Source organism: Paenibacillus sp. FSL F4-0097, assembly GCF_038593125.1.
GTDB lineage: Bacteria > Bacillota > Bacilli > Paenibacillales > Paenibacillaceae > Paenibacillus_AQ > Paenibacillus_AQ odorifer.
In genome coordinates this window covers 5,800,570-5,825,254 of the sequence record NZ_CP151965.1, presented here as the reverse complement: position 1 = coordinate 5,825,254, position 24,685 = coordinate 5,800,570, and the positions used below count along the sequence as shown (strand labels likewise).

The 24,685-nt window shown below is 43.8% G+C and carries 26 protein-coding genes and 1 riboswitch; of the genes, 20 read left to right on the top strand and 6 right to left on the bottom strand.

The annotated features are described in order from the left end of the window. Positions 1–17 precede the first annotated feature (17 nt). The 10 genes from MHH86_RS26190 (at position 18) to MHH86_RS26145 (ending at position 10,505) form a co-directional block, all read left to right on the top strand. Positions 18–2,123 carry a penicillin-binding transpeptidase domain-containing protein gene (locus MHH86_RS26190; RefSeq protein ID WP_036685271.1) on the top strand — a complete coding sequence of 702 codons (2,106 nt, stop codon included), beginning with the start codon at positions 18–20 and terminating at the stop codon, positions 2,121–2,123. A gap of 76 nt (positions 2,124–2,199) precedes the next feature. Then, positions 2,200–2,967 (top strand): Cof-type HAD-IIB family hydrolase, encoded by a 768-nt coding sequence (locus MHH86_RS26185; RefSeq protein WP_036685270.1) that lies wholly within the window; start codon positions 2,200–2,202, stop codon positions 2,965–2,967. A 58-nt stretch (positions 2,968–3,025) separates the two neighbouring features. After that, entirely contained in the window at positions 3,026–3,511 is a 486-nt protein-coding gene (locus MHH86_RS26180) for a DUF456 family protein (protein ID WP_038573189.1), read from the top strand. Positions 3,512–3,537: 26 nt separating this feature from the next. Beyond that, positions 3,538–5,166 carry a polysaccharide biosynthesis protein gene (locus MHH86_RS26175; RefSeq protein WP_038573188.1) on the top strand — a complete coding sequence of 543 codons (1,629 nt, stop codon included), beginning with the start codon at positions 3,538–3,540 and terminating at the stop codon, positions 5,164–5,166. A 78-nt stretch (positions 5,167–5,244) separates the two neighbouring features. After that, positions 5,245–5,589 (top strand): thioredoxin family protein, encoded by a 345-nt coding sequence (locus MHH86_RS26170; RefSeq protein ID WP_036685265.1) that lies wholly within the window; start codon positions 5,245–5,247, stop codon positions 5,587–5,589. A gap of 102 nt (positions 5,590–5,691) precedes the next feature. Beyond that, positions 5,692–6,675 carry a COX15/CtaA family protein gene (locus tag MHH86_RS26165; protein ID WP_076099376.1) on the top strand — a complete coding sequence of 328 codons (984 nt, stop codon included), beginning with the start codon at positions 5,692–5,694 and terminating at the stop codon, positions 6,673–6,675. Between the two features lie 155 nt (positions 6,676–6,830). Next, a complete protein-coding gene (locus MHH86_RS26160; RefSeq protein WP_036685261.1) occupies positions 6,831–7,565 on the top strand; it encodes a Cthe_2314 family HEPN domain-containing protein in 735 nt (244 codons plus the stop codon). Between the two features lie 102 nt (positions 7,566–7,667). Next, positions 7,668–7,803, top strand: a riboswitch (SAM riboswitch). A gap of 102 nt (positions 7,804–7,905) precedes the next feature. Beyond that, positions 7,906–8,922: a methionine ABC transporter ATP-binding protein gene (locus MHH86_RS26155; protein ID WP_036685258.1), complete on the top strand. Its 1,017-nt coding sequence runs from the start codon at positions 7,906–7,908 to the stop codon at positions 8,920–8,922. Then, positions 8,922–9,581 (top strand): methionine ABC transporter permease, encoded by a 660-nt coding sequence (locus tag MHH86_RS26150; protein WP_076099375.1) that lies wholly within the window; start codon positions 8,922–8,924, stop codon positions 9,579–9,581. The genes MHH86_RS26155 and MHH86_RS26150 overlap by 1 nt, the downstream gene beginning before the upstream one ends. A 57-nt stretch (positions 9,582–9,638) precedes the next feature. Then, the gene (locus MHH86_RS26145; protein WP_036685252.1) at positions 9,639–10,505 is read left to right on the top strand and encodes a MetQ/NlpA family ABC transporter substrate-binding protein; all 867 of its coding nucleotides are present in this window, start codon (positions 9,639–9,641) and stop codon (positions 10,503–10,505) included. A 158-nt stretch (positions 10,506–10,663) separates the two neighbouring features. On the opposite strand, the gene MHH86_RS26140 is transcribed toward MHH86_RS26145, so the two are convergent. Continuing rightward, complete coding sequence (locus MHH86_RS26140) at positions 10,664–10,912, bottom strand: NifU family protein (RefSeq protein WP_036685249.1); 249 nt, start codon at positions 10,910–10,912, stop codon at positions 10,664–10,666. Between the two features lie 81 nt (positions 10,913–10,993). Between MHH86_RS26140 and MHH86_RS26135 the strand changes: the two genes are divergently transcribed. Beyond that, complete coding sequence (locus MHH86_RS26135; protein WP_076099374.1) at positions 10,994–11,248, top strand: YuzB family protein; 255 nt, start codon at positions 10,994–10,996, stop codon at positions 11,246–11,248. A gap of 410 nt (positions 11,249–11,658) precedes the next feature. On the opposite strand, the gene MHH86_RS26130 is transcribed toward MHH86_RS26135, so the two are convergent. Both MHH86_RS26130 and mqnE read right to left on the bottom strand, forming a co-directional pair. After that, complete coding sequence (locus MHH86_RS26130) at positions 11,659–12,720, bottom strand: NAD(P)/FAD-dependent oxidoreductase (protein WP_076099373.1); 1,062 nt, start codon at positions 12,718–12,720, stop codon at positions 11,659–11,661. 51 nt (positions 12,721–12,771) lie between these two features. After that, positions 12,772–13,878, bottom strand: coding sequence for an aminofutalosine synthase MqnE (mqnE, locus tag MHH86_RS26125; protein WP_036685236.1), 1,107 nt, complete (start codon positions 13,876–13,878; stop codon positions 12,772–12,774). Positions 13,879–14,336: 458 nt separating this feature from the next. On the opposite strand from mqnE, the gene MHH86_RS26120 reads away from it, so the two are divergent. Then, entirely contained in the window at positions 14,337–14,696 is a 360-nt protein-coding gene (locus tag MHH86_RS26120; protein WP_036685235.1) for an iron-sulfur cluster assembly accessory protein, read from the top strand. Positions 14,697–14,803: 107 nt separating this feature from the next. After that, a complete protein-coding gene (locus MHH86_RS26115; protein WP_076099396.1) occupies positions 14,804–15,256 on the top strand; it encodes a GNAT family N-acetyltransferase in 453 nt (150 codons plus the stop codon). A gap of 437 nt (positions 15,257–15,693) precedes the next feature. Here MHH86_RS26115 and MHH86_RS26110 read toward each other — a convergent pair whose 3' ends face one another. Beyond that, positions 15,694–15,903, bottom strand: coding sequence for a hypothetical protein (locus MHH86_RS26110; protein WP_036685233.1), 210 nt, complete (start codon positions 15,901–15,903; stop codon positions 15,694–15,696). Positions 15,904–16,236: 333 nt separating this feature from the next. Between MHH86_RS26110 and MHH86_RS26105 the strand changes: the two genes are divergently transcribed. Both MHH86_RS26105 and sda read left to right on the top strand, forming a co-directional pair. Continuing rightward, a complete protein-coding gene (locus tag MHH86_RS26105) occupies positions 16,237–16,899 on the top strand; it encodes a YheC/YheD family protein (RefSeq protein ID WP_036685231.1) in 663 nt (220 codons plus the stop codon). Positions 16,900–17,214: 315 nt separating this feature from the next. Further along, complete coding sequence (gene sda, locus MHH86_RS26100) at positions 17,215–17,358, top strand: sporulation histidine kinase inhibitor Sda (protein ID WP_036685584.1); 144 nt, start codon at positions 17,215–17,217, stop codon at positions 17,356–17,358. A gap of 132 nt (positions 17,359–17,490) precedes the next feature. On the opposite strand, the gene MHH86_RS26095 is transcribed toward sda, so the two are convergent. Beyond that, positions 17,491–18,465 carry an NAD(P)/FAD-dependent oxidoreductase gene (locus tag MHH86_RS26095; protein ID WP_036685581.1) on the bottom strand — a complete coding sequence of 325 codons (975 nt, stop codon included), beginning with the start codon at positions 18,463–18,465 and terminating at the stop codon, positions 17,491–17,493. A gap of 331 nt (positions 18,466–18,796) precedes the next feature. Here MHH86_RS26095 and MHH86_RS26090 point away from each other — a divergent pair, with 331 nt between their 5' ends. Together MHH86_RS26090 and MHH86_RS26085 are read left to right on the top strand one after the other, a co-directional pair. Then, positions 18,797–19,990 carry an NAD(P)/FAD-dependent oxidoreductase gene (locus MHH86_RS26090; protein WP_036685230.1) on the top strand — a complete coding sequence of 398 codons (1,194 nt, stop codon included), beginning with the start codon at positions 18,797–18,799 and terminating at the stop codon, positions 19,988–19,990. 1 nt (position 19,991) lies between these two features. After that, positions 19,992–20,270: a hypothetical protein gene (locus tag MHH86_RS26085; protein ID WP_036685228.1), complete on the top strand. Its 279-nt coding sequence runs from the start codon at positions 19,992–19,994 to the stop codon at positions 20,268–20,270. A gap of 65 nt (positions 20,271–20,335) precedes the next feature. Here MHH86_RS26085 and hemQ read toward each other — a convergent pair whose 3' ends face one another. Next, complete coding sequence (gene hemQ, locus MHH86_RS26080; protein WP_036685226.1) at positions 20,336–21,094, bottom strand: hydrogen peroxide-dependent heme synthase; 759 nt, start codon at positions 21,092–21,094, stop codon at positions 20,336–20,338. A gap of 307 nt (positions 21,095–21,401) precedes the next feature. Here hemQ and MHH86_RS26075 point away from each other — a divergent pair, with 307 nt between their 5' ends. From MHH86_RS26075 to dnaI, 3 genes are all read left to right on the top strand, one after another. Beyond that, a complete protein-coding gene (locus MHH86_RS26075) occupies positions 21,402–21,698 on the top strand; it encodes a YuiB family protein (protein ID WP_036685224.1) in 297 nt (98 codons plus the stop codon). Between the two features lie 240 nt (positions 21,699–21,938). Continuing rightward, positions 21,939–23,477: a DnaD domain protein gene (locus MHH86_RS26070; RefSeq protein WP_038573182.1), complete on the top strand. Its 1,539-nt coding sequence runs from the start codon at positions 21,939–21,941 to the stop codon at positions 23,475–23,477. Between the two features lie 18 nt (positions 23,478–23,495). After that, positions 23,496–24,452 carry a primosomal protein DnaI gene (gene dnaI / locus MHH86_RS26065; protein WP_036685219.1) on the top strand — a complete coding sequence of 319 codons (957 nt, stop codon included), beginning with the start codon at positions 23,496–23,498 and terminating at the stop codon, positions 24,450–24,452. Positions 24,453–24,685 lie beyond the last annotated feature (233 nt).

The window sequence follows — 24,685 nt, the reverse complement described above, 5'->3', positions numbered from 1 at the left end:
AAAAGGAGAGACAAACTGTGAGTTTTTTCCGTAAGCAGGCCTCACCTCCTGACGAGACCAGCAGCAAAAGTTCCATCGGCCTGCGACTCAACGTGTTTTTCTTTAGCACGTTCGTTATATTTTGCGTAATCATCATCCGACTAGCTGTTCTGCAATTCGTGGAAGGTCCAACTTTAACTGAGGTAGAGACGAGTAGAGATACTAAAAATGTACCGTTAGCTTCCATGAGAGGGGTTATATACGCTGCAGGCGGTGAGAAGCTAGCTTATTCCACTCCTGTTCAATCGCTGTATATCACACTCAATAAAGAGTATACGGCTAAGGAAACAGATAAAGACACCGGTAAAACAACGCTGACCCCAGAGGCTAAGGTCAAGTCTGATGCCTTGGCAGCCAAGCTGGTAGCTGATTTCAATAAATATGGTGATCCAAATGCAGAGAAGATGACGGAGAAAGATGTAATTGATGCGTTGGATTTATATTTTCGTAAATCACTTGGCTTTATGGCACGGCGAATTAAGGCTGATCTGACTACTGAAGAAGTAGCTTATTTCATGGAACATAAAGGAGAATATCCGGGGCTTGAGATTGTCGAGGAGAGCATTCGTCATTACGATAAAGATACGGTTGCTGTACAGACGATTGGATATATCAAACCCTTCAAGTCCGCGAACAGTCTTAATATTTATAAAAACATTCTTAGTGCTATGAAAAACAATCCGGAGCCAGGGCTAACGTATAAGGATGATGAATTTGTTGGATTCGATGGGCTGGAGCTGAAATATCAGCGTGAGCTTCGCGGGCAAAACGGATATCAGGAAATTTCCGTCAATCCACAGAATATGGCGGAGAAAATTGAGCGTGTCGTTCCGCCTGTCAAAGGAAATGACATCTGGACAACGATTAATAAGAATGTTCAGATGAAGACAGAACAGGCGATAACAGATCAGCTCAAATGGTTGCACTCTAATACCGTACAAGGCAGAACGCATCCGAATGCTTTAACGGGATATGCAGTAGCGATGGAAGTAGATACTGGTAATATTGTCGCTATGGCGAGTATGCCTGATTATGATACGAATGTTTGGACATCAGGTTCTTTGTCTTCAGATGTCTGGAACAGTATTATGGATAATTATCAGAACGGAACGATCACTCCTATTTCTTCGGGAACCTCAGGGAACGGACTAAGATCTGTACTGCTTCTAGGTTCAACGATTAAACCTTTGAGTGTACTCGTGGGTCTGAATGAAGGGTTGTTTTCAACTTCTTCTTATTATCAGGATAAAGGTTTTGCGACTTTTGGTAAGTCTGGGCATGAAACGAAGGTAAGAAACTCTTCTAACCACGTATATGGTTCTTTGGATCCTGCTAGAGCCATTGAGAAATCCTCGAATGCATTTATGGTCGATATGGTCGGTAAAAGATTGTATGACAAATATAAAAGCAAGGGGATAGACATCTGGGATGTCTATATGAAAGAGTTCGGCCTTGGTGTATCTACGGGAATTGACCTGCCTAATGAATTCTTGGGTCAAAGAAACTATACCAATATAGAAGCTGCTGGTAGTGCGCAGTCCGCACTGGTCTATGCCTCTTTCGGACAACAAGGAAGTTATACAGTAATGCAGCTTGCACAGTATGTTACTACACTTGCTAATGAAGGACAGCGGATTAAACCTCAACTGGTTAGCAAGATTACTGACGCAGATGGAAATATAATCAAAGAGTTTAAACGTGAGGTGCTTGATGAAGTAACAAACTTCGATAAGTCCTACTGGAATGAAATTAAGCAGGGGATGCGAAGTGAAGTTAGTGCTTTTTCTGATTTCCCTTATGACTTTGCACGTAAGACGGGAACCTCTCAGCAAGTAGCTAAGGGTGAAATTCGCGATAATGGGGTATTTATTGCATATGCTCCACGTAATAATCCTAAGTTGGCTGTGGCGGTTGTAATCCCTGAAGGTGGCTTTGGTTCACAAAGTGCGGCACCAGTCGCACGTAAAATATTTGATGCCTATGATTGGGAATATGGGCTTGATGGAGTTCCAAAGAAAAGTCTCCAGTCTGGCAATAATACTAATGATAATGCGAAGGAGGGAGAGACTACAGGTACCGAGTAACTCTGACCCTATGGCTAAGATTTAAAAAAAAAAACAGCTTCTCAATAGAGAGCATACAAGAATGGAGGGGTGGCAAATGATTGCCAAATACCGCCTGCTTGCATTGGATATGGATGGAACCCTACTGAATGATGAACAGATAATTACACCCACAACGGTGGAATGGATTCAAAAGGCGGTCAACGCAGGCGTTCATGTCTGTCTGTCGACAGGCCGGGCATTTGTAAGTGCCTTACCCTATGCAGAGCAGCTAGGTTTAGAGACACCGATGATCACTGTGAACGGCAGTGAGGTGTGGAGAGCGCCACATGAAATATACCGGAGATCGCTAATGGATCCCAAGCTGGTACAAGAAATGTATGATCTTGCAAAAGCAGATGACATCTGGTTCTGGGCTTATTCTCTGGACGAAGTTCTCAAACAGGATAACTGGGATGGGGATGTAACGGGTAGAGAATGGCTTAAGTTCGGTTATCACACTGAAGATGATGAGCTTCGCCATAAGCTGTTGCTTCGTCTTCAAGATATGGGTGGACTGGAGATTACGAACTCTTCTCCGCACAATCTGGAGATTAATCCTCTAGGCGTGAATAAGGCAGCAGGAATAAAGGAAGTCTGCAAGCTGCTGGGAATAGAAATGTCGCAAGTTGTAGCTGTGGGCGACAGCCTTAACGATCTGGCGGCGATCCAGCAGGCTGGACTTGGGGTTGCCATGGGCAACGCGCAAAAGACGGTTAAACAAGAGGCTGATGTTGTGGTGGCGACCAATAATCAAGACGGGATTGCCGAGGTCATCCAAAAGTATATCTTTACCGAAGCTGCAGCCTCTGTAGGCAGCAAATAATAAAAGCAGTACTGCGAAGTGAATCCATGGAGCATTATGCTAGTAGGAGGTTAAGGAATTGACGATCCTGGGTTGGATTCTTATCATTGTTTTGTTTGCTGTAGGATTGGCAGGGGCTGTGTATCCCATACTGCCGGGTGCGTTAGCGATCTATCTTGCCTTTTTTGTATACGGCTGGTTCTTTTCTTTTGAGCCCTTTGGGGTTTGGTTCTGGATTATTCAAACACTGATTGTTGTAGTTCTTTTTGTTGCTGATTATGTTGTAGGAGCGTGGGGTGTCAAAAAATTTGGCGGCTCACGTTCATCGATTATCGGGAGCACGATCGGGCTGATCTTGGGACCTTTTGTTATCCCGGCTTTTGGTCTTATCATTGGGCCATTTCTAGGGGCTTTTATTGGAGAATTGATCGTGGGATCTTCACCTTCTAAAGCTGCTAAGGTAAGTGTTGGCTCCATACTCGGCTTATTTAGCAGCACCTTGGTCAAAATCGTGTTGCAGGTAATTATGGTCGTCCTCTTTTTTATATGGGTCGCCCGGTTTTAATTTAACAGTGAAGAAGGGGAAAGAGTTTGTCCAAGAAAGAGTCTTTTGTTAAAGGCACGCTTATCCTTGCTGCTGCAGCTTTGGTGGCAAGGGTACTCGGGCTTGTCCAGCGGGTGCCGCTGGACCATATCTTTGACGGTGTGGGGAGAGCATCGTTCGGAGTTTCTAACAATATCTATTTAATGCTTCTAACCGTAGCCACCGCTGGGATTCCAAGTACACTCAGCAAAATGGTCTCTGAACGATACGCCTTGAATCGTCCTGAAGAGGCGAGACAAGTGTATCATGCTGCACTGCTGTTTTCAGTGGCTGCAGGGGTGTTTATGACTGTCTTGCTGTACATAGGGGCTCCATTTTATGCAACTCATATTGCTGATGTCCCTGAATCGGCGATGGCGATAAAAGCTATTGCGCCTGCGCTGCTGCTTTTTCCGGCAATAGCGATGATGCGTGGATATTTTCAAGGCCGCAACAATATGATGGCAGGTGGGATTTCTCAGATCGTGGAGCAATTCGCTCGCGTACTGACCGCTATTTTGCTGGCTTATATTTTATTACATCAAGGTTATAGCAACACTACAATTGCTGCGGGAGCATCCTTTGGTAGCGTGATCGGTAGTATCGCGGCGTTTGGCGTAATGATTTATTTTGCAGTCAAACTTCGCCGTGAGGACAAGCAATTAGGATTGAATTATGATACTGCTCAAAAATTACCGATTTGGGGTATCTACAAGGATATTTTTACACTGTCTATTCCCATTGTGCTGTCTTCCCTTACGATTCCGGTTGTGAATGTAATTGACACTTCTCTTACGGTACGATTATTGATTGATCAGATAGGTAGGGATAGTGCCACTTCAGCGCTAGGTATTTTATCCAATCGTGCTCAGAGTGTAGCGGGCATTCCACCTGTTCTAGCTATCGCACTTGGAACTTCATTGATTCCGATCATTTCGGCTGCCTATGCCCGCCGTGATGAGGGGCATTTGAAAAAGCAGATAACGCTTGCTCTGCGGATTTCTATTTTGACAGGGATGCCGATTGTATTGGCGCTTGTAGCAGCTGCTTATTCTGTAAATGGATTATTGTTCGCCAGTTTAGATGGCAGTGGTATCGTAGCCATGCTTACTTTAGGAACGATCTTTCAGATTACGATGATGACAACGAACTCTATTTTGTTAGGTATGGGCAAATCGCGAATTTCCATGTATTATGTGTTAGCGGGTATTATTGTAAAATTAGTGGCAAGCTTATTACTTAGTAAGGTATTTGGCATCTACGGAATCATCGGTGCAACAGCACTTTGTTTCGTGGTCATTACTTTGCTTAACTTACGCATGCTGAAATCGATCGTGCCTTTTGAAATTATGGGCAAACGTTGGGGCGGTTTCGCGATTGCGGTACTTGTGTCCGGCGGGATTGGTTATGGCTTGAATGAGGCTGGGATTCTGTTAACAGATCTGATGCCGGCACGTTTGGCGTTTCTGATCACTTGTCTTGTTGTAGGAGCAGCAGTTGTTGTTATTTATCTAGTACTGCTTATTGTGCTGGGCGTGCTGACTAAACAGGAAATCTCCAGTTATCCGCGGGCGCTGCAAAAATTATTGAATCCGCTGATGAAGTTACAGCCTGCACGTGTTCGTATGAGAGAATAGGTTTGACTTCTACCCTGCATTTTGCTTCACTTAAAGAGTAGAAAATAGACAGATATTGAAGAAGGGACTGAGTAAATCATGGACAAAATTAGTTCTCCTGCTGAATTTCAGGTAGCCATTCAATCACCTCGATTAACAGTGGCCATCTTCAAGGCTGACTGGTGCTCGGATTGCAAATTTATCGATCCTTTTATCCCAGAGGTAGAGCAGGCTTATGCAGACCGCCTTACACTGGTTGAGGTAGATGTTGATGCCGTGGGCGATGTTAGCCAAGAACAAAATATTATGGGTATTCCAAGCTTCGTCGCATATTCGGATGGACGGGAATTGGTTAGATTCGTTAATAAATTGCGCAAATCCCGTGAAGAGATTGAAAATTTCCTTGATAAAGCGGTCCAAGTGCATCAAAGCCTTCAAAAGTAATTCCTAAGGAACCACCGCTTTCGCCTGTTTGTGCAAAAGCGGTGGTTTTTTGAAATATAAGTCTGGCTGCTTCTTCATTACTAAAAACTGCGGGTGATATTTTTGACGACAAATCAGTTGAAATGGCTTAGTTATCTTACTTGCCTTATCATGTTCCTCGCTGTACTCGGAGGAGCGGTAGTGACGAAGACTGGATCGGGCTTGGAATGCGGAAATGAATGGCCGCTCTGTCATGGGAAATTAATTCCGGCTTATACTATAGGCTCGATGATTGAATACACCCATCGCTTGTTTAGCGGTTTGGCAGGGTTATTCTCACTTGCCTCGATGTTTGCTTTTTGGCGTTATGCCCGTACTCGGCGCGATTTGCTGGGCTATGCATTTATGACTTTATTATTCGTCATCGTTCAAGGTGGTATGGGAGCGCTTGCAGTAATTAAATCTCAATCTGCTGCTGTAATGGCGCTGCATATGGGTTTTTCTTTGATCGCCTTTTCGAGCGCTATGATGTTGGCTCTTGGAACCAAGAGATGGCATGAATCGCGCGAATATGATCATACGTTGGAAGCTCAAAAGAAGCCCGTAAGTAAGGCTTTTCGCAATTTAACTTGTTTTACTGCCATCTATTCTTATATTGTCGTGTATATTGGAGCCTTTGTAAGTCATACGGATTCACAGGGCGGGTGTTCGGGATGGCCGCTTTGTAATGGAGAATGGGTTCCGGAGCTTTCTGGAGGTGTAGGTGTTGTTTTTACGCATCGGATTGCGGCTTTGCTCTTATTCATGCTTACTGCGCTGCTTGGGCATTTAGCATTTTGGAAACATAAGGATTATCCAGAGCTTAGAGCGCTAGGTGTAGCTGCAGTGCTGTTATGCTTGATGCAGGTGTTTAGTGGGGCGGCTGTGGTTTACACCCTAGATAATGAAAGATTGTACATATTTGCCGCTTTGGCTCATATTTTGCTGATTGCCAGTTTGTTTGGTGTCTTATGTTATATGAGTGTAAGAGTCTGGCAGCTAAATCGTGCGGGTAGTGTCGTGTCTGGAAAAAATGTAACGAACCCAATGATTCCACCGCCTTGGTAGAACATTCCCTCCGTGGATAGAGGCGCTTCACCCGCGGAATAATAAAGTGGAAATCGGTATATCGTGGAGCTGATTGGCCGATGCTTACGTCGCGAGTTTTGTACGAAGCAGTCCATGGAAGCAGACGCTGAACAAAACTTTAGGAGGACTGGGATATGCTGCGGGTATTACTTGGAGAGCCGCCTCGAAAGAACAGTGGTGTGTTGGCTGATGCGATGGAGAATATGGCCACTTTTGCAGCATTGCTGCGCAAGGAAATGAGTGCCCATGAGGATAATGACCATGAATACCGCAAGCTGGAGATTTGGACACGTGGACTGATTTCCTCTCTGGATGAACTGGAGCAAAGTTGGTTCGCGGCCGCTTTTTACCGGAAATTAGTGATCGCGGGTTATATGGATGATATGACACCGGTGGAACAGGGCGATTATGCACGTTATGTTTATTTTTATAAAGATGGCTTTATCCGGGTTTTCTCTCTTCTGGACAAGCTTGGGACGGTACTGAATCATTTTTATGATCTCAAAACATCCAAATTAAAAACGCACTTTTCTTACTTTACAGTGCTGCGTCAGCTTCAATTATTGAATGTGCATCCTGCATTAGCGGATCAACTGGAACAGATCAAGAACTCCTACCGCGATCCATTGGAGAATTTACGCAAGCGCAGAAATGCTGAAATTCATTATATGAATTCTGAAATGCAGGATGATCTGTGGCAGCGGCATCAAGGTCTGCATGATAAAATTCAGCTCGAGGATCTGGATAGCCATCTTGAGGATTTAAAACAATCGCTCGAAATGAACTGTAAGACATTAATCGCGGCATTCAGCTACAGCAATGAACAGCTGCGTAAGGAAATAAGCAAGGCAAAGAGCATAAAATCGTAATCGTTCAATATATTTCCTTTTGACAAAAATCGATAAACTCACTATACTTATGCTTGCATTAAAGTATGTACGATTTCAGAAAAAATATAATTTCATAACTTTATCTTATCGAGAGCGGCGGAGGGATAGGCCCGATGAAGCCCGGCAACCGATTTGTATCCAGCGCGGGAAGCGTTGTACAAATGTCATGGTGCTAATTCCTACAATGGCGCAGGTTGCGGTCGTTGGCAGATGAGAAGGCATTGTCTTAATAAACCCACAGAGCCTCTTGCGATCTGCATCGATCGTTGGAGGTTTTTTTGTATAGAATAAGTGAAATATAAAGGGGGGGCGACGAGAGTTGATTAATCTAAAAGGGATAACAAAGGTTTATGGAAAAGGGAGTAATGCGGCAACAGCGCTTTCTGGATTGAATCTGTCCATCGAGAAAGGTGAAATATTCGGAGTCATCGGCCACTCTGGAGCGGGGAAAAGTACATTGATCCGTTGCATTAATCTGTTGGAACGTCCGACAGAAGGTGAGGTCTGGGTAGACGGTGTTGAACTCACTAGCCTTAACCAAGGTCAATTACAGGAACAGCGGCGCAAGATTGGGATGATTTTTCAACATTTCAATTTGCTTTCTTCGGCGACTGTGTATGATAATATTGCCTTTCCACTGCGACTTGCAGGTACATCTAGAACAGCTATTGATACAAAAGTGAAAGATCTGCTCGCTCTAGTTGGGCTTGAAGAACATACAGATAAGTATCCTTCTCAGTTATCTGGAGGACAAAAGCAGCGGGTCGGCATCGCCCGGGCACTAGCCAGTGACCCTGATGTACTGCTGTGTGACGAGGCCACTTCTGCGCTTGATCCCCAGACAACGGATTCCATTCTTAAGCTGCTGCTTGATATTAATAAAAGATTCCATTTGACCATTGTGCTGATCACGCATGAAATGCATGTAATCCAGAGTATCTGCGACCGTGTCGCGGTCATACATGGTGGTGGGATTGTTGAACAAGGCAAAGTTACAGAGGTATTTCTCAAGCCGCAGCATGAGGTTACACGCGATTTCATCCGCAGTGAGACACAGAATGAAGGGCCTCTTCGAGTGGCGCTTGATGCTGCTGCCGGGGATAACTCTCAAGCTGTCAAAATTACTTTTTTCGGAGAAAAAACTTACGGCTCGGCACTATCCGATGTCGTGCGTGATACGGGTGTGAGCTTTGCAATCTTACATGGTACCATCTCAACGATTAAAGATGTGCCTTATGGACAGATGATTGTGCGGTTTGAAGGGCCAGCTGAGGCAATTGCTGTAACGATCTCCAGACTAATTGCTCAAGGCCTTGATGTGGAGGTGATTTCGTAATGAATTTTGCAGATCTAAATTGGCAAGAAATGATGGATGCTACGGTTGCTACTATAAAAATGATATTTTTTTCCGGATTGTTCACAATTATTCTTGGTTTACCACTCGGAATTCTATTGTATTTATGGGGGAAATCGAATAGTATAGTAATCAGAGTAACTTACTCGGTCTTATCATTACTTGTAAATATCCTACGTTCCGTACCCTTTATCATTTTGATGGTGGCTCTAATTCCTTTCAGCAAAGCCGTTGTTGGAACCTCCATTGGTGTACTCGGTACGATTCCACCTCTGGTGATTGGTGCAGCTCCGTTTTTTGCCCGTTTGGTAGAGACGTCGTTAAGAGAGGTAGACCGCGGAGTCATCGAAGCCGCACAAGGTATGGGAGCATCGACGAACCAAATCGTTATGCGTGTTCTTTTGCCAGAAGCTCGTCCAGGTCTGCTAGCTGGAGTTACGATCACACTGGTTACACTGGTCTCCTATACAGCAATGGCTGGTATGGTTGGGGGCGGCGGATTAGGTGACTTGGCGATTCGTTACGGCTACCACCGCTATGAGACGGAGATTATGATTGTTTCTATAATATTTATTGTCGTACTGGTGCAATTGCTACAAATGGCCGGTGACCGACTCGTAAAACATTACACACGGAAATAAGGTACATCCATATATATCCTTATTCAATACAAAATATAGATTAGAGGGGGATTTACAATGAAAAAAGTACTACTTACATTTTTTAGCCTGACACTGGTTGCGGTGCTTGCGGCTTGCGGTAACAACAATGCATCTAATAATGCTGGGAGCTCGGCTGCTACAACAGCACCAAACGCAGAAGCAACAAGTGAACCTACTAAAGATCCAGTGAAATTGGTGATTGGTGCCTCACCTGTTCCTCATGCTGAAATTTTGAAGGCTATTGCTCCATTGCTTGAAAAAGATGGAATTACACTTGAAATCAAAGAATTCACTGACTATATTCAACCTAACGTGCAGCTTGATGAGAAGGAGTTAGACGCTAACTTTTTCCAACACCAACCGTATCTGGATGACCAAAACAAAAATAATAAAACCGACCTGGTTTCTGTTGCATCCGTTCACGTTGAACCTTTTGGAGCTTATTCCAAAAAAATCAAATCGATCGATGAGTTGGCTGATGGTGCAAAAGTTGCCATTCCGAACGATGCTACTAACGGTGGCCGTGCACTAATCCTACTTGCAAAAAATGGTCTGATTACCTTGAAAGATGATACAAACATTGCTGCAACAAAAGCAGATATCACTGAAAACAAGAAAAATCTCGACATCATTGAGTTGGAAGCAGCTATGCTCCCACGTCAACTGGATGAGGTAGACCTTGCTTTGATCAACACGAACTTTGCACTAGACGCTGGTCTTGTGCCAACTAAAGATGCATTGTTCATCGAGGGTGTAGATTCCCCTTATGCTAACATTTTGGTAACCCGTCAAGACAATAAAGATTCCGAAGCCATCAAAAAGCTGGTTGCTGCCCTGAATTCTCCAGAAGCTAAAGCTTTCATTGAAGAAAAGTACGAAGGTGCGATCATTCCAGCGTTTTAAGGAATGAAGCTAAATTCGTCTATAGTCATAACAAGAACCCGCAGCCAAGTTGGCTTGCGGGTTTTATGTTCTAAGGTTGTGAGAGAATGTTAAATCCTCTATAATAAGAAAATCCCGATCTCCTTTACAGGAGAATCGGGAGGGTTATTGAACGGGATTTAGAATACTTGAACTACTTCTTCAACGCCTTCTACTTCTTCAAGGAGGGCGCGTTCAATCCCGGCTTTCAAGGTGATCGTGGAGCTTGGGCAGCTGCCGCAGGCACCCATAAGTTTCAACTTAACGATGCCGTCTTCCACATCGACCAGTTCTACGTCACCGCCATCGCGCTGCAGGAACGGACGAAGCTTATCCAGCACTTCTAGTACTTCATCATACATTTCGGTGCTTTGTGCATTCTCACTCATTTCTCAATCACTCCTTTCGTAAGTTCATTATAGTACAAAAAGTTAAAAAATAAAATGGTTAGGCGGAATAGGGAGATCATCATGAGACCAATTATTGAATTTTGTTCCAGCAACATGGGTCATGGAACAGACAAGCTAATGCATAAGCTGGAGGAAAATCCAGATTATGATGTCATTGAATACGGATGTCTGAACAATTGTGGAGAGTGTTATTTAATGCCTTTCGCCATGGTTGAAGGTGACATTATTGCAGCAGAAACTGTTGCAGAGCTAGAAGAGAAAATTGAGGCCAAGATCAAAGAGCTTGAGGCTTGGTTTAATATAGATCTTGACTAAATTTCTCGAGAAAAAAAGAGGGAGCACTCCATAATCTAAATTATGGAGTGCTCCCTCTTTTTGGAACCTTACTTGAACAAAATCCACCAATTTGATCGATTAGGCAACATATTGGAGAGTGCAGGGGCTACCGTGAAGGTGCCACCGGACTCAGGCGACCTTATATTGAGTGTTTTCCTACATTTGGATTGCTATCGGACCCCATAGTCACTATTCACCTGAAAAACAGCATAAATGAACCTCATTATAAGCAATAACTTCACTGGAGTCCGAAACTCTCCTTCAAAGGCTGAAAATTTGCAAATAAGGTCATCTGAGTCCGAAGGGTATACGCACCAATAACGTAAGGAAGCTACTCTCGTGTTTATCTGAGAGTAGCTTCCTTTAATACTTATGAACCAATCATAGGCTTATCCTAAAGTGCGTTTCGACATCCAGAGCACTCCGCTCTTGAGGATGCGGGGAACCCGTCCTTTGACGGAGCGTTGTCCCATAAGTCCGAATCCTGCTTTTTTTCCTAGTGACCCTAAAGTACCCTTCAGGCGAATAGGATGAAGCTTAGGAGTCTCACCGCGCCAGGTCGCTTGGATAACCTGAGCTACCTGCTCACCCTGTGCTCCAGCGGCTTGTGCGCTTGGTGCGAATGGCAGACTGGCACAGTCACCAATCACATATACCTCCGGATAATCCGGTATACGATAATACTCATCCAGCATAATCCGTCCACCGCGGTCCTTCGACACATTCAAATCTTGAACTACTTTTACAGGTTGAATCCCTGCGGTCCATACTGTCACATCTGAAAGGATTTCCTCGGTACCGTTAAAAATCGAATCCTTCTCTACATGAGATACAGAGATTCGTCCCAGCGTTTGCACCTGATGGTGATGAAACCATTCCTCTACGTACTGTGACAGCTTTGCCGGAAAGGCAGACAAAACACGTTCACCGCGATCCAGAATAGCGATGTTAAGGTCTGGACGGCTTTCCCGAAGCTCTGCGGCTAATTCAACACCGCTCAATCCTCCACCTACAATGTTTATCGTTCCGTAAGGCTTCACATCATTTAAACGGCGGTAGGTTTCCCGAGTACCAGCAAAGGTCTGGATGCTGCAGGTATATTGATCAGCACCAGGGATGTTGTGGTAATTGTCGGTACAGCCAAGAGCAATGGCTAGGAGATCATAAGATACAATCTCACCGGACTCCATACTGACTATTTTGCTCTCCAAATCAATGGAACTCACTTCACCGTACCGGACAGTAAGCCGGGGGTGAACCGGAAAATGAATGCGCAGGTGATAATCAGTTACGGTACCTGCGGCGAGCGCATAATATTCCGTTTTGATTCCTTGATAAGGCATTCGGTCAATTAAGATAATTTCAACATCATGAGGAAGATGATTATTGAGTAATTCTTGAATTAAGGCTAGGCCGCCGTAGCCACCGCCAAGAACGAGTATTGTTCTCATGCTGACCGAACTTCCTTTCCAATATGGGATAACAAATCTCAGGTAGTCTTCTTATTCGTATACCTTAACTTCATTATAGAAAGTGTCACGTTCGACAGGAATTCGTCCAGCACCTTTCACTAGCCAGATCAATTCGTCGCGAGTCAGACCTTCCGGTGTTAAGGCGCCAGCCGCGTGGCTGATACGTTCTTTTAGAATTGTGCCATGCACATCTGATGCACCGAAGTTCAGCGCGACTTGAGTAAGCTGAGGGCCAATGTTAATGAAGTACGCTTTGATGTGATCGAAATTGTCCAACATCAATCTGCTGATCGCAATGGTCTTCAGATCCTCATAAGCAGAGTTGCGACGCATGATGCCAGCGTTTTTATTCTTAGGCTGCATGGACAATGGAATGAATACCATAAAGCCATTGGTTTCGTCCTGCAAATCACGGATTTGCATCATATGGCGGATACGGTCTTCGTGAGATTCAATGGAGCCGTACAGCATAGTGGTATGGGTCTTCATCCCAAGCTGATGTGCTGTCCGATGGACTTCCAGATATTCTTCCACATTAGCTTTATCTACACGCATTTTTTTACGATATTGGTCGGATAATATTTCTGCACCACCACCGGTGAGTGTTTTCAGTCCAGCAGCACGCAATTGTTCCAGTACCTCACGAATACTCAAACCGCTAATACGGGTGAAAAAATCAATTTCAGCGGCAGTGTAGGCTTTTAAGGTAACCTCAGGGAAACGTTCGTTCAAAGCTTTTAAAGAATCCACATAATATTGGAAGGGAACCTTGTCGTTATGGCCACCAACAATATGGAATTCACGTACGCCTGGGTGGATATGCTGTTCGACATATTGCACCATTTCCTGACCGGAAAGGGTATAGGCTCCCTCTTCTCCATCATCTTTGCGGAAATTGCAGAATGCACAGTGCGATTCGCAAACATTGGTGAAATATAGACTCATGTTTTCGATAAAATATACCCGATTGTGATTCTTGGCGATATTGACTTCATTCGCTAGCTGGCCAATGGTAAGTAAATCGTTGCTTTGATATAAATAAACGCCATCTTCCAAATTCAATCTTTCGCCGCTGCGAACCTTATCAATAATGTTCGCCATTCGGGCATCCGTGTGGGGGGTAAAAAGAGTAGACATATTATGATTTCCTCCTGAAAGTTTACGAGCAGATTGCTCGAAGATAAATTCCAGACGTACCCAAGTGGTAGCTGTTCATTCTAAAAAAGAAAGAGGCGAGCTTGCCTCCGTGACAAATTTCCGAATTTTTACTTAGAGTGCCTTCCCTATTATAAACCTACTCTCCTAAGGGTATCAACAGCTTGATATTGATGGTGTTTTTTGCTGTGAAGGGTCATGCCTAAGGCAGTTGTGACTTGAGGGTAACGGAATAGTCGGTTATACTGAATTTATCAAGCATAAACGTCATTGGCATCCTTATAAAGTTGATAAGCGTTTAAGCGAGAAATATAAGACATAAAGAATAGGTGCAACACTTATACTATCTTATATTTTTATGAAATAACTTTTGGCCGGAAGGTCCCTTAAACATAAGTTTCCGCTTATGAAGGGAGACGAATTTGTAGGAGGATGAGATCATGATTAATATTAGTGAAAAGGCAGCAGAACAATTAAAGGCGATGCTTGCTGAACAAGAAGTACCGAACATGTTCCTCCGTATTGGAGTAACGCCCGGCGGTTGCAGTGGATTCTCGTACGCTATGGGCTTTGATGATAATGAAACCGATCAGGACGTATATATGGATATTCAAGACATGAAAGTGGTTGTGGAGAAGGAGAACCTTCGTTACCTGGACGGTCTCGAAATCGACTTTGAAGAATCCGGCATGACGGGTGGTTTCACCATCAACAACCCTAACGCTACTGCAACTTGCGGCTGCGGTTCAAGCTTCCGGACAGCTACGGATGCAGGGAAACCTAACGAAGAGCCTTGCTAATCACAGCAATCACGGCTCCAAGCCCCGTGTTGGATTCTAACAACACAGGCTTGGAGTTTTTTTTATTCTCAATGACAAAAATCATCACAAGGAGTTCGGAAATGGAAATGGAAATCAGAAAATTAAAAGCTGGTGAACAGCCTCCATTAGAATTACTTCTATTAGCAGATCCTTCGGAGAGCTTGGTTAACGGATATTTACAAAGAGGGTTATGTTGTGTGGCTGAGGTGGATAACAGCATCATCGGAGTCTACGTTGTGCTGCAGACAAGACCGGAGACTGTAGAGATCGTAAATATCGCCGTCGACGAAAATAAACACGGGCAAGGTATAGGAAAACAGCTGCTGAACCATGCGATTCAGAATGCCAAGCAGCTTGGGGCAAAAACCATTGAAATTGGCACAGGAAATTCGAGCGTTGGACAATTGGCACTTTATCAGAAATGTGGATTCAGAATCACCGGCATTGATAGAAATTTTTTTATTAGGCATTACAGTGAAGAAATCTTTGAAAATGGGATTCAAGTCATAGATATGATACGCCTGTCGCTGGATTTATGAGTAATAGGGGAGTTTCTCAGAAGTCATTTAATGGGCGCTGGGGTAGCTCTTTATTCTTTTACATAGGAAGCAAACCATGTATCGCGAACCTTGTATCGGACACAGATGACCCTAAACGCCGCATTTCCCCATATTTGTGGTGCCAACGGACCGCATTGCCGCTATTGCTATGAAATCAGTAAATATGAAGCTCTTTTTAAGCAATAGTGTCACTGGAGTCCGAAACCACGCCTAAAAGGTTGAAAATCTGCAAATAACGTCATATGGGTCCGAAATGCTCATGGGTTAAAGACGCTGTTGAAGCAGATAGCTATTGTTTAAAAACACAGAGCAGCGATTCTCCACATAACTGGAGAATCGCTGCTCTGTTGTTTTTTTGCGATGGTCGGACCGTCTGTTCATAGAAATAAGCTGCTTATAGGCAGTCCCTGCGTACATTAGGCTGGAATAATAAACTTGTAATTAATCATAAATACGATGAGCGCTGCAGCTCCAAGGGAGAAGGCGATACAGCCCGTACCCAGTGCTCTGCGTTTGTCTTTAATAAATTTAAAGCCGATGGCGCAGATCAGTATAGTCGTTCCAGCCAATACAATGGACATCCCAAGCATAGCCACCCAATATAAAACCTCAAAAAACTGTGCCATTCTGAGCCCTCCCCGCGCTGTGCTTTTTAGTGATTCTGTTAGTACTCACTATAATAGTAGAAATTGAAAATGTAACCGCTATTAATAATACAACGATTTTGAAGATTATTCTAGTTATAGTGAACTCATCCATTAAGATAATGATGTCGAATTTCTTGAGAACTGAATCTACAAAATCCGCGGTTGTACCCTGTCGCTGTCGACTGATGCTGTGCTAAACACTAAGCCCTTTTTGCTAAGAGCGGCATCTTACACGGACAATCATACAAGAGGGCGAGACCTTCTCTGAGTAATGTATAGGGTAGGCTGGATTGTGAAGGGAGGGAAAGGACGATGGCAGGAAGACAATTGGCCAGTAAGTGGCTGAAGACAGAGGCGTTGCTGACCGATGCTCGGGTTGCACCCTATATCCCAATGACGAGGGGGTACAGGGCAGAAACGCTCCTGGCAATGCTTCGTAAATATGGAAATGTTGTCATTAAACCTATTGTGGGTGGCGGAGGTTACGGTGTAATCAAAGTTTTTCGGGATAGTCGCGGTTATGGATTCACCTATATGGACAGAACTCGAATTTACAAGGATTTTGGATCCATGAGACGTGCGCTTAATACTGTGAAAGCAAGACGCAGATATTTGATTCAACAAGGGATTTCCCTGGCGAGAATCGGCGGGCGGCCTATTGATTATCGGGTCAAAGTAGTTAAAAATGGTGATGTTTGGGAATTTCGCTCCATGGTAGGTAGATTGGCTCGGCCAGGTCTGTTCGTGACCAATCTTTGTAAAGGGGGAACGATGCTATCATGTCGTGAAGGACTTCGTAGATCGTTGCCGCGGATTAAAGCTTCAGCGAAGAAAGCAGAAATGCGGAGACTAACCCATGTATGTATCGGAATTATGGAACGGCATTTTCCGGGAATAGGTGAGCTGGGCTTTGATTATGCTGTAGATTATTCGGGGAAAATATGGATTCTGGAGGTTAATACAAGACCTCAATAAATTAACAATTATTTTAAGAATTGACGATAATAGAGTAGTAAGATAAAATTGCGTTTAGTTGCGTTCTTTTGGGGTAAATAACATTGTAATTTATTTACAATAAAAATATATTTTTAGCTGTATACAAGTGGTTCAATCCTGTGTATAACTATTATCCCCATAGTCCACTGTGTAGCTAGTACCTTTATAACGCTTACACACATTTTATACACAGGATTTCCACATGTACTTGTGGATAACGCGAACGCTTGTTCGAAAAATGATAGTTTGATATGATAGATTCAGATCCAAATAAAGGAAAGGTAGATGAAGTTTATGGTTGAATTGTCGGATGAGATGCTGCTTGACTCTTACCATAGAGCAATAGAGCTGCAACTAGAGCATGATTTCATCGCTCTTCTACTCGTTGAAATTCGCAAACGAAACTTACACTCTCCAGTACATGCGGTTCTTCATTAAAAAGCGCAAAGGATAACTTTGTAGCAGGCTACATATATAAAACCGCGAGGCACAAACAAACATAAAAGGGTATCCTCACAGGCTGTTATCAACAGGCCTGTAAGAATACCCTTTTTTATTGTGTTAATAGATTTAGAGTTTCATATTACTGCTGTGACCCGGTGAAAGCTTGGCTTCTGGATCAATGTACACCTTAGCATTATTCACAGCCGTTGGAGCTTCGCCAAATCCTACAGCAATCAGCTTCAGCTTACCAGGATAAGTTGTGATATCGCCGGCAGCAAATATGCCTGGAATACTTGTTTCCATACGCGAGTCAACAACAATGGAGTTCCCCTCAATCTCAATACCCCATTCGGCAATAGGACCTAGGGAAGAGATGAATCCGAAGTTAACAATAACGCTGTCCACTTCAATTTCTTGAGTTTCTTTGGTCTTGATATTTGACAATGTAACCTTAGTAATGAACTCTTCACCATGCAGCTCTGTAATTTCAGTAGGGGTAACTACGTTAACCTTGGAAGCCATCAGGTTCTCAACGCTATGTTCATGCGCACGGAATTTATCCCGGCGGTGAATCAGGGTTACCTGTTCAGCGATGGGTTCCAGCATGAGTGCCCAGTCAACTGCAGAGTCACCGCCACCGCTGATCAGAACTTTTTTATCTTTAAAGGCATTTAGATCATTTACAAAATAATGGAGGTTTGCTTTTTCAAAACGTCCAGCGTTGGGTAATTCCAAACGACGAGGTTCAAATGCACCTACACCAGCTGTAATGATGATCGCCTTACTGTGGTATTCGGCTACATCGGTTGTAACCACAAAATGACGTTCGTCCCGTTTTTGAACAGAAATCACTTTCTCCTCCAGCCGGATATTGGATTGGAACATATCCATTTGCCGTGACAGGTTGTCGACCAATTCTTGTGCTGTTACTTTTGGAAAACCTGCCACATCATAAATGTATTTTTCTGGATAAAGGGCAGCAAGTTGTCCCCCCAATTGGGGCATACTTTCAATAAGGGTTACTGATGCCTGACGCATTCCGCCGTAAAATGCGGCAAACATGCCAGCTGGCCCGCCACCTATGATTAAAAGGTCGCTCATAGGAACGCTGGATTGCTCTTGGGTCACGGGATATTACACCTCCGAGTTGATATATTCATTTTGCCATACTTGTGTACCTACTTATTATAATCATTGTGACACATACCTGCAAAGAAAGACTTTAGAAGTCAATAAAAGTGTGACGTTTTTTAGTATTTTAATGTTTGATTAATGCTACACTAAGGTTTACAATGGATATGGTCAATTTAGAAATGCTTCAAGTTTGATTGGAATTTCTTCTAAATATAAGTGTATAAATTCACAAAAAGGACCGTACATTGTTTCAATAAAAAATACAAAGACAGATTTACCTCTTGGAAGGAGCCGGAACATGAGTAGTATTCCCAAAATCGTTATCTTAGGCGCGGGCTATGGGGGTATTTTGACCGCACAGCGCTTGCAGAAGGCTTTGAATTATAATGAAGCGGATGTCACGCTTGTAAACCGTCACGAGTACCACTATTTTACTACCCATCTACATATGCCTGCCGCGGGTACGGACAGTATTGAACACACTCGGGTGTCCATTTCGAAACTAATCGATGAATTCAAGATCGACCTCGTGAAGTCATCTGTTCAGGAAATTCGTACTCAGCAGAAAAAGATTATTTTGGAGGATGGTACCCTATCGTACGATTATCTTGTCATTGCTTTAGGTGGAGAGCCTGAAACATTTGGTATTCCTGGACTTGATAAATACGCACTGACAATCCGGAGCATCAATTCCGTTCGTTTAATTCGCGAGCATATTGAATATCAATTCGCTAAGTACAAGAACGAGAACAATGCTCAGGAGCATATTAATTTTGTTGTCGGTGGTGCCGGCTTTAGCGGTATCGAATTTGTAGCTGAATTAGCTGACCGTATCCCTGGACTGTGTAAAGAATATGACGTTGATCCAAGTATGGTTAATATATATAACGTAGAGGCTGCTCCGACAGCACTGCCTGGTTTTGCTCCTGAGCTTGTTGAGTATGCGATGGACTTGCTCACCAAAAAGGGAGTTACCTTCAAGATGGGGGTTGCGATCAAGGAGTGTCTGCCAAACGGGGTGATTCTGGCATCAGGCGAAGAAATCAAAGCCTCCACAATTATTTGGACAGGCGGAATCCGTGGCAATCGTCTTATTGAGGCTGCCGGATTTGAAGCTATGCGTGGGCGCGTGAAGGTAGATGAATATCTACGTGCACCGGGCCAAGAGAATATCTTCATTATTGGTGATGGCTCCCTTATGATTAATCCGGAAGGACGCCCTTACCCGCCAACCGCTCAAATTGCTATGCAGCAGGGTGAATGTTGTGCGCATAATTTGGTGGCAGCAATCCGCAATCAACAGCCGAAGAAATTCGCATTCAGCAATAAAGGAACCGTAGCTTCCCTAGGCAAAGGCCAAGGAATCGCTGTAGTAGGCAGCAAAACTTACAAGGGCTGGACTGCAGCTCAGTTGAAAAAAGTTGTAGATATGCGCTACTTGTTCATTATCGGCGGAATTCCGCTGGTTCTGAAAAAAGGAAGATTCTTATAAGATGCGCCATTGCAGCGTACAGGTACGCGGACTGCTGACTCGGGAAGAATTGGACCGTTATAACGGACTGATAGAGGTTGGATCTTATCTGGAGGATCAGAACCAGTATGATCTGGCTTATATCGTTCAGAAGGAAATTGATCTGCTCATTCTCCCTGGTATCGAACGCCTGAAGGATAAAGGGCGCGCTCGGGATCGGGCCACGGCTGAATATCTGGAAAGTTTACGTGAAGATGATGAGGATAACGAAGATGAGGATTCAGGAACTTCGGTGTCTTAATCTAATAATATGGCAATAAAAAGGGTGTGTCTCCATACGAACTGGAGACACACCCTTTTTTGTTATTACAGCTTGAGCATTTCTTCAAAAGATTCTTCAGTCAGCAGATTGCCGACATAAAAAGGTCCGAATTCGCCGTAACGAGCACTTACTTCGTCAAAACGCATTTCGTATACCAGCTTTTTGAATTGCAGTGCATCTTCAGCGAACAGAGTCACGCCCCATTCCCAGTCATCAAAACCGACGGAGCCGGTGATAATTTGCTTCACTTTGCCTGCATATGAACGTCCAATTAACCCGTGTGAAGCCATGAGTTCCCGGCGTTTGTCCATATCAAGCATGTACCAGTTATCGGCAAGCTCGCGTTTTTTGTTCATAGGATAGAAACAGATGTGTTTCGCTTGCGGTAAAATAGGCTTTAGTCGTGCGGCAACATGCGGATTCTGCATTGGATCGCTGCCGTCGCTGCCACTGCCACCAGCAGCGTAGTTGCTTAATTCAACAATACTTACATATGAATAAGCTTTGGTTGTATATTGAGCAAAAGCGATTTTGTTAAAGGCGGTCTCAAGTTGGTTCAAAGCTTCTAGGCTTTCGCGCAAAAACATCATTACAAAATCGGCCTTTTGGCCCACTATGGAGTATACTGCGGTGCTGCCTTCTTTAGCTTCCTCAACAGGGCTCCATTCCTGCATAAAAGCATGTAGTTCTTCCAGGGCAACGGCACGTTCTTCATCATCTGCTGCCGTCCAAGCGGTCCAGTTCAGAGAGCGGAAGTCATGCAGTGCATACCAGCCTTCCAGTGTCAAAGCGGCTTCGATCATGATCTCACTCCTTAAAAGTTTTACGAAGCATAAGCCTCGCCCAAAATAACATCGCGTAAAACTCGCAATTGAAGCATAAACTTAGTCTTACGAAGCATCTGCTTCATAGGCTATGTATGATCTGATTAATCTACTTGCATTGTATCGCAATCAAGCCGCCAAGAGCAAACGGAGGCATCCTGTAAGTGTGCGAATTAGTGCGTGAATTTGAATAAAGTTCATTGCTTCGTGACATTTTTTCTAGTAAACTTACTACTAGCTTGTAAAAGATGTGCGCTTCTTTATAGAAAGGGGTGGAGACGGTAAGATGGGATTTATTCCAGTGTTTATCCTAGCCGTTTTATTCTTTGTGATGATGTTTGGTATCGGCTTTATTCTTAACATGTTAATGAAGACAACCTGGTTCCCCGCTTATCTATTCGTACTTATTATTCTACCCGTCGTAATCTATTCTATTTGGGATAGAAACGCGATGTCGCTCTGGGAGCATCTCTCCAGTTTCCACTTTGTTGATTATCTTACAGGTGTCGCTGGTCTTGCAGGTGCTATACTTAGTGGATGGACCATTCAAAAGCTGCGCTTTGGCGGTTACAAGATGTTTTAAAGATTCGAAAGAGCCTATGTTATGAATCAGTCTTATATTTCTGCGAGAAACGGGATACCTTCCTCTTTAGAGGACGGCGAAGCCGTTTCTTCTTGTTTAATAGAGGTAGATATTCGTAAGAAGAAGTTGATTATATTGCGAAAAGAGTCGAAATTGGGATTTTATTTACATTTTCGCTATGTTAATTTGTGATAGAATAGAATCCTGTATGAATTCGTGTAAACAAGGGGGTATCCGTAGATGCGGATGAGTAACTTACATCATTTCACCGAACATCATCGGTACTGCGTTTCCCGCGAATTTGGTCTTAGTGTTATAGATGGACGTATGCTTAGCTCTGTATATCAACCTATGGTGGGAGCCTTTGCAATCAGTTTCTATCGCTTGCTGGTTGAACATGTGCCAGCAGATAGCATTGGCTATTCTGGAGTGGAGCAACAGCGCAGGCTATTTATGACTTTGGGTGTTGAACCCAATGAGAAAGGCCGCAAATATTTAATTGATCAGGCTTCCCGGTTAGAAGCAGTGGGTCTGTTGCAGACCTGTCGAATCTATGTGCCGGAAACAGATGATTATTTATATGAATATGAGCTAATGCCGCCGCTATCGCCAGCCGACTTTTTTGCCACTCAGCATTTAACCTTGCTGTTACGTGATAAGATTGGCAAATTTGCTGTGCTGTCCTTACGGGAACAGTTCTGGAATCGCGAGCCGGAAGAGTGGAGTCGCAGATCTATAGGCAAAGAGAATATTTCCGTGCCTTTTTATGATATTTTTCAACTTAATACACATGTCATTGATTATGAGTTGGAGCAAGCTTTGGCGGAGGTAGCCTCTGTTCGACAGCCCGGCACGCTTGAATCCGGAGAGCAGGCAATCGGATATAGTGACATTATTTTGCGTTTTCCACGGGAGTCTGTGAATCGGGCTCATGTAGAAAAACTGCGCTTTGACCATACTCAAATGGGTGTAATTAACTATGTTGCTCATAAATACGAACTGAGTCCGCAGGATTTATGTCGTTTGCTGGATGAGGATGGAGTGTTCTCACCGGAGGGCGAGGTAATGCTGGATGCGTTGCAATATAAAGCGAGCCAACATTTCAGGCAAGATATGAAACGACAGGAAAAACGTGAAATTGCGGCTGCAAAAGTTGTTTCCATCCGGTCCAGTGCGACCGAAGAGAATGATGATTCTATAGCACCACCAGAGCAATCAGTTGAGATGGAGTATTATGTAGAAGTACCGCCACAATTTTTGTCCAAATGCGACATTCACCAATATAATATGATGCTGCGTAACGAACCTTATACAAGACTGCTACAAACCTTTTTCCCGGGTGCAGTGCCCAGCCATCTGATGGATATGTTCGAGAAAATAGATCTGAACTATAAGCTGAGCGGTGAAGTAATTAATGTACTCATTCATTATTTAATGACTATGGTAGCTTCGGGTGGAGAACAGCGGATGAACCGCAATTTTGTAGAGGCTATCGCCTCCAATATGCTGGTTAAACAAGTGAACACCTATGAGAAGGCTGTAAGATATATTAGAGATCAGTCCAAAGTGAAGGGCAAGGGGACAACGCCTAATACTGCTGGAGGAACACGATCACGTTCTTATGCCAAAAATACAGGCCGATCCAATAAACCGGAAATTCCGATTGTGCTGGATGATGGAAGTGCCGGAACAGTATCGGAAGAGGAATTCGCGGCGATGATGAAGAAAGCGGCAGAAATTAAGGCTAGTAAGAAAAAAGGCGTATCGCAAACGCCTTAATGAAAGAGAGGTGGAACAATGGAGTCTATGGGCGATGTACTTCGTTCGATCAACAATCCAACTCTACGGCAGCGTCAACGCGATCTTGAACAGGGGTTATTCAATCATCCACTTGTGAAGGCATTACAGTCCGAACATCCTGAGCTGGACGAATCACGACTGCGGCTTCATATGAGTCGCCTGTATCAATATGTAGAGGAAAGCCGAAACTGTGCGAACTGCCCAGGACTAGAGAAGTGTCCAAATGATTTTCCTGGCCATTATAGTAAACTAACGGTAGAAACTGTGAATGGTTCAGTGGATCTATATGAACGCAAGACGGCATGCCGACTTAAAGTGGCACAAGATAATCAGGATAATATCCGCAAACGTATTCGTAGCTTTTATGTGGACGAGCGTGTACTTAACGGCGGTTATGATGAGATAGATATTATGGGCAAAGACCCGCGCCGGGTCTCGGCTGTGAATAAAATATTTGATTATATCACCAGTGTTAAAGAGGAAGGCCTGACTTCACGCGGCATTTATTTACATGGCTCTTTCGGAACAGGCAAAACTTTTTTGATGTGTTATTTGCTGCATGAGCTTGCTGTTGCTGGATATACCGGAGTGATCGTATACATGCCAGACTTTATAGAGGACTTGAAATCGATCATGATGGATGGCCAGAAAATGAAGGAAACTGTCGATACGATGAAAAACTGTGATTTGCTTATTTTTGATGACATTGGTGCGGAAAATTTGAATCCTTGGGCTCGTGATCATGTACTTGGGGCGATCTTGAATTATCGGATGAACCGCAAACCAACCTTCTATACCTCGAATTATCCATTGGATGGCTTGGAGAAACATCTTAGCTTTACGAGCAAAGATGGTGAAGAGGTCTATAAAGGCCAACGACTAATGGATCGCATTGCTCCTTTTGTGGATGTGCTTCCACTGCATGGGGAGAATCAGCGAGGGGCCAATAGATAAGCTGGAATATTCATAATGTAAAATTCAAAAGAGCAGTGGTTCTCCTTTTATTGGAGGATGGCTGCTCTTCGTTTTTTTAGTTATTCGAACTCAAACGCCGCTTTTTCCATGCTGCGAAGCAGGATCGCCGGAAGTCTTGAGTGTACTTTAATTGTCCAAACACACTTTCCGGCTGCAACATCTGGCGGGCATACTCACTCTGATCGATAATTAGGGAATACCTCCCTAAAATT

Bases quoted from the DNA above. Each gene is read 5' to 3' on its own strand.
- MHH86_RS26185 (WP_036685270.1), top strand. From the start codon at position 2,200: ATGATTGCCAAATACCGCCTGCTTGCATTGGATATGGATGGAACCCTA.
- MHH86_RS26170 (WP_036685265.1), top strand. From the start codon at position 5,245: ATGGACAAAATTAGTTCTCCTGCTGAATTTCAGGTAGCCATTCAATCA.
- MHH86_RS26160 (WP_036685261.1), top strand. From the start codon at position 6,831: ATGCTGCGGGTATTACTTGGAGAGCCGCCTCGAAAGAACAGTGGTGTG.
- MHH86_RS26150 (WP_076099375.1), top strand. From the start codon at position 8,922: ATGAATTTTGCAGATCTAAATTGGCAAGAAATGATGGATGCTACGGTT.
- MHH86_RS26145 (WP_036685252.1), top strand. From the start codon at position 9,639: ATGAAAAAAGTACTACTTACATTTTTTAGCCTGACACTGGTTGCGGTG.
- MHH86_RS26140 (WP_036685249.1), bottom strand. From the start codon at position 10,912: ATGAGTGAGAATGCACAAAGCACCGAAATGTATGATGAAGTACTAGAA.
- MHH86_RS26135 (WP_076099374.1), top strand. From the start codon at position 10,994: ATGAGACCAATTATTGAATTTTGTTCCAGCAACATGGGTCATGGAACA.
- MHH86_RS26130 (WP_076099373.1), bottom strand. From the start codon at position 12,720: ATGAGAACAATACTCGTTCTTGGCGGTGGCTACGGCGGCCTAGCCTTA.
- mqnE (WP_036685236.1), bottom strand. From the start codon at position 13,878: ATGTCTACTCTTTTTACCCCCCACACGGATGCCCGAATGGCGAACATT.
- MHH86_RS26120 (WP_036685235.1), top strand. From the start codon at position 14,337: ATGATTAATATTAGTGAAAAGGCAGCAGAACAATTAAAGGCGATGCTT.
- MHH86_RS26115 (WP_076099396.1), top strand. From the start codon at position 14,804: ATGGAAATCAGAAAATTAAAAGCTGGTGAACAGCCTCCATTAGAATTA.
- MHH86_RS26110 (WP_036685233.1), bottom strand. From the start codon at position 15,903: ATGGCACAGTTTTTTGAGGTTTTATATTGGGTGGCTATGCTTGGGATG.
- MHH86_RS26105 (WP_036685231.1), top strand. From the start codon at position 16,237: ATGGCAGGAAGACAATTGGCCAGTAAGTGGCTGAAGACAGAGGCGTTG.
- sda (WP_036685584.1), top strand. From the start codon at position 17,215: ATGGTTGAATTGTCGGATGAGATGCTGCTTGACTCTTACCATAGAGCA.
- MHH86_RS26095 (WP_036685581.1), bottom strand. From the start codon at position 18,465: ATGAGCGACCTTTTAATCATAGGTGGCGGGCCAGCTGGCATGTTTGCC.
- MHH86_RS26090 (WP_036685230.1), top strand. From the start codon at position 18,797: ATGAGTAGTATTCCCAAAATCGTTATCTTAGGCGCGGGCTATGGGGGT.
- MHH86_RS26085 (WP_036685228.1), top strand. From the start codon at position 19,992: ATGCGCCATTGCAGCGTACAGGTACGCGGACTGCTGACTCGGGAAGAA.
- hemQ (WP_036685226.1), bottom strand. From the start codon at position 21,094: ATGATCGAAGCCGCTTTGACACTGGAAGGCTGGTATGCACTGCATGAC.
- MHH86_RS26075 (WP_036685224.1), top strand. From the start codon at position 21,402: ATGGGATTTATTCCAGTGTTTATCCTAGCCGTTTTATTCTTTGTGATG.
- MHH86_RS26070 (WP_038573182.1), top strand. From the start codon at position 21,939: ATGCGGATGAGTAACTTACATCATTTCACCGAACATCATCGGTACTGC.
- dnaI (WP_036685219.1), top strand. From the start codon at position 23,496: ATGGAGTCTATGGGCGATGTACTTCGTTCGATCAACAATCCAACTCTA.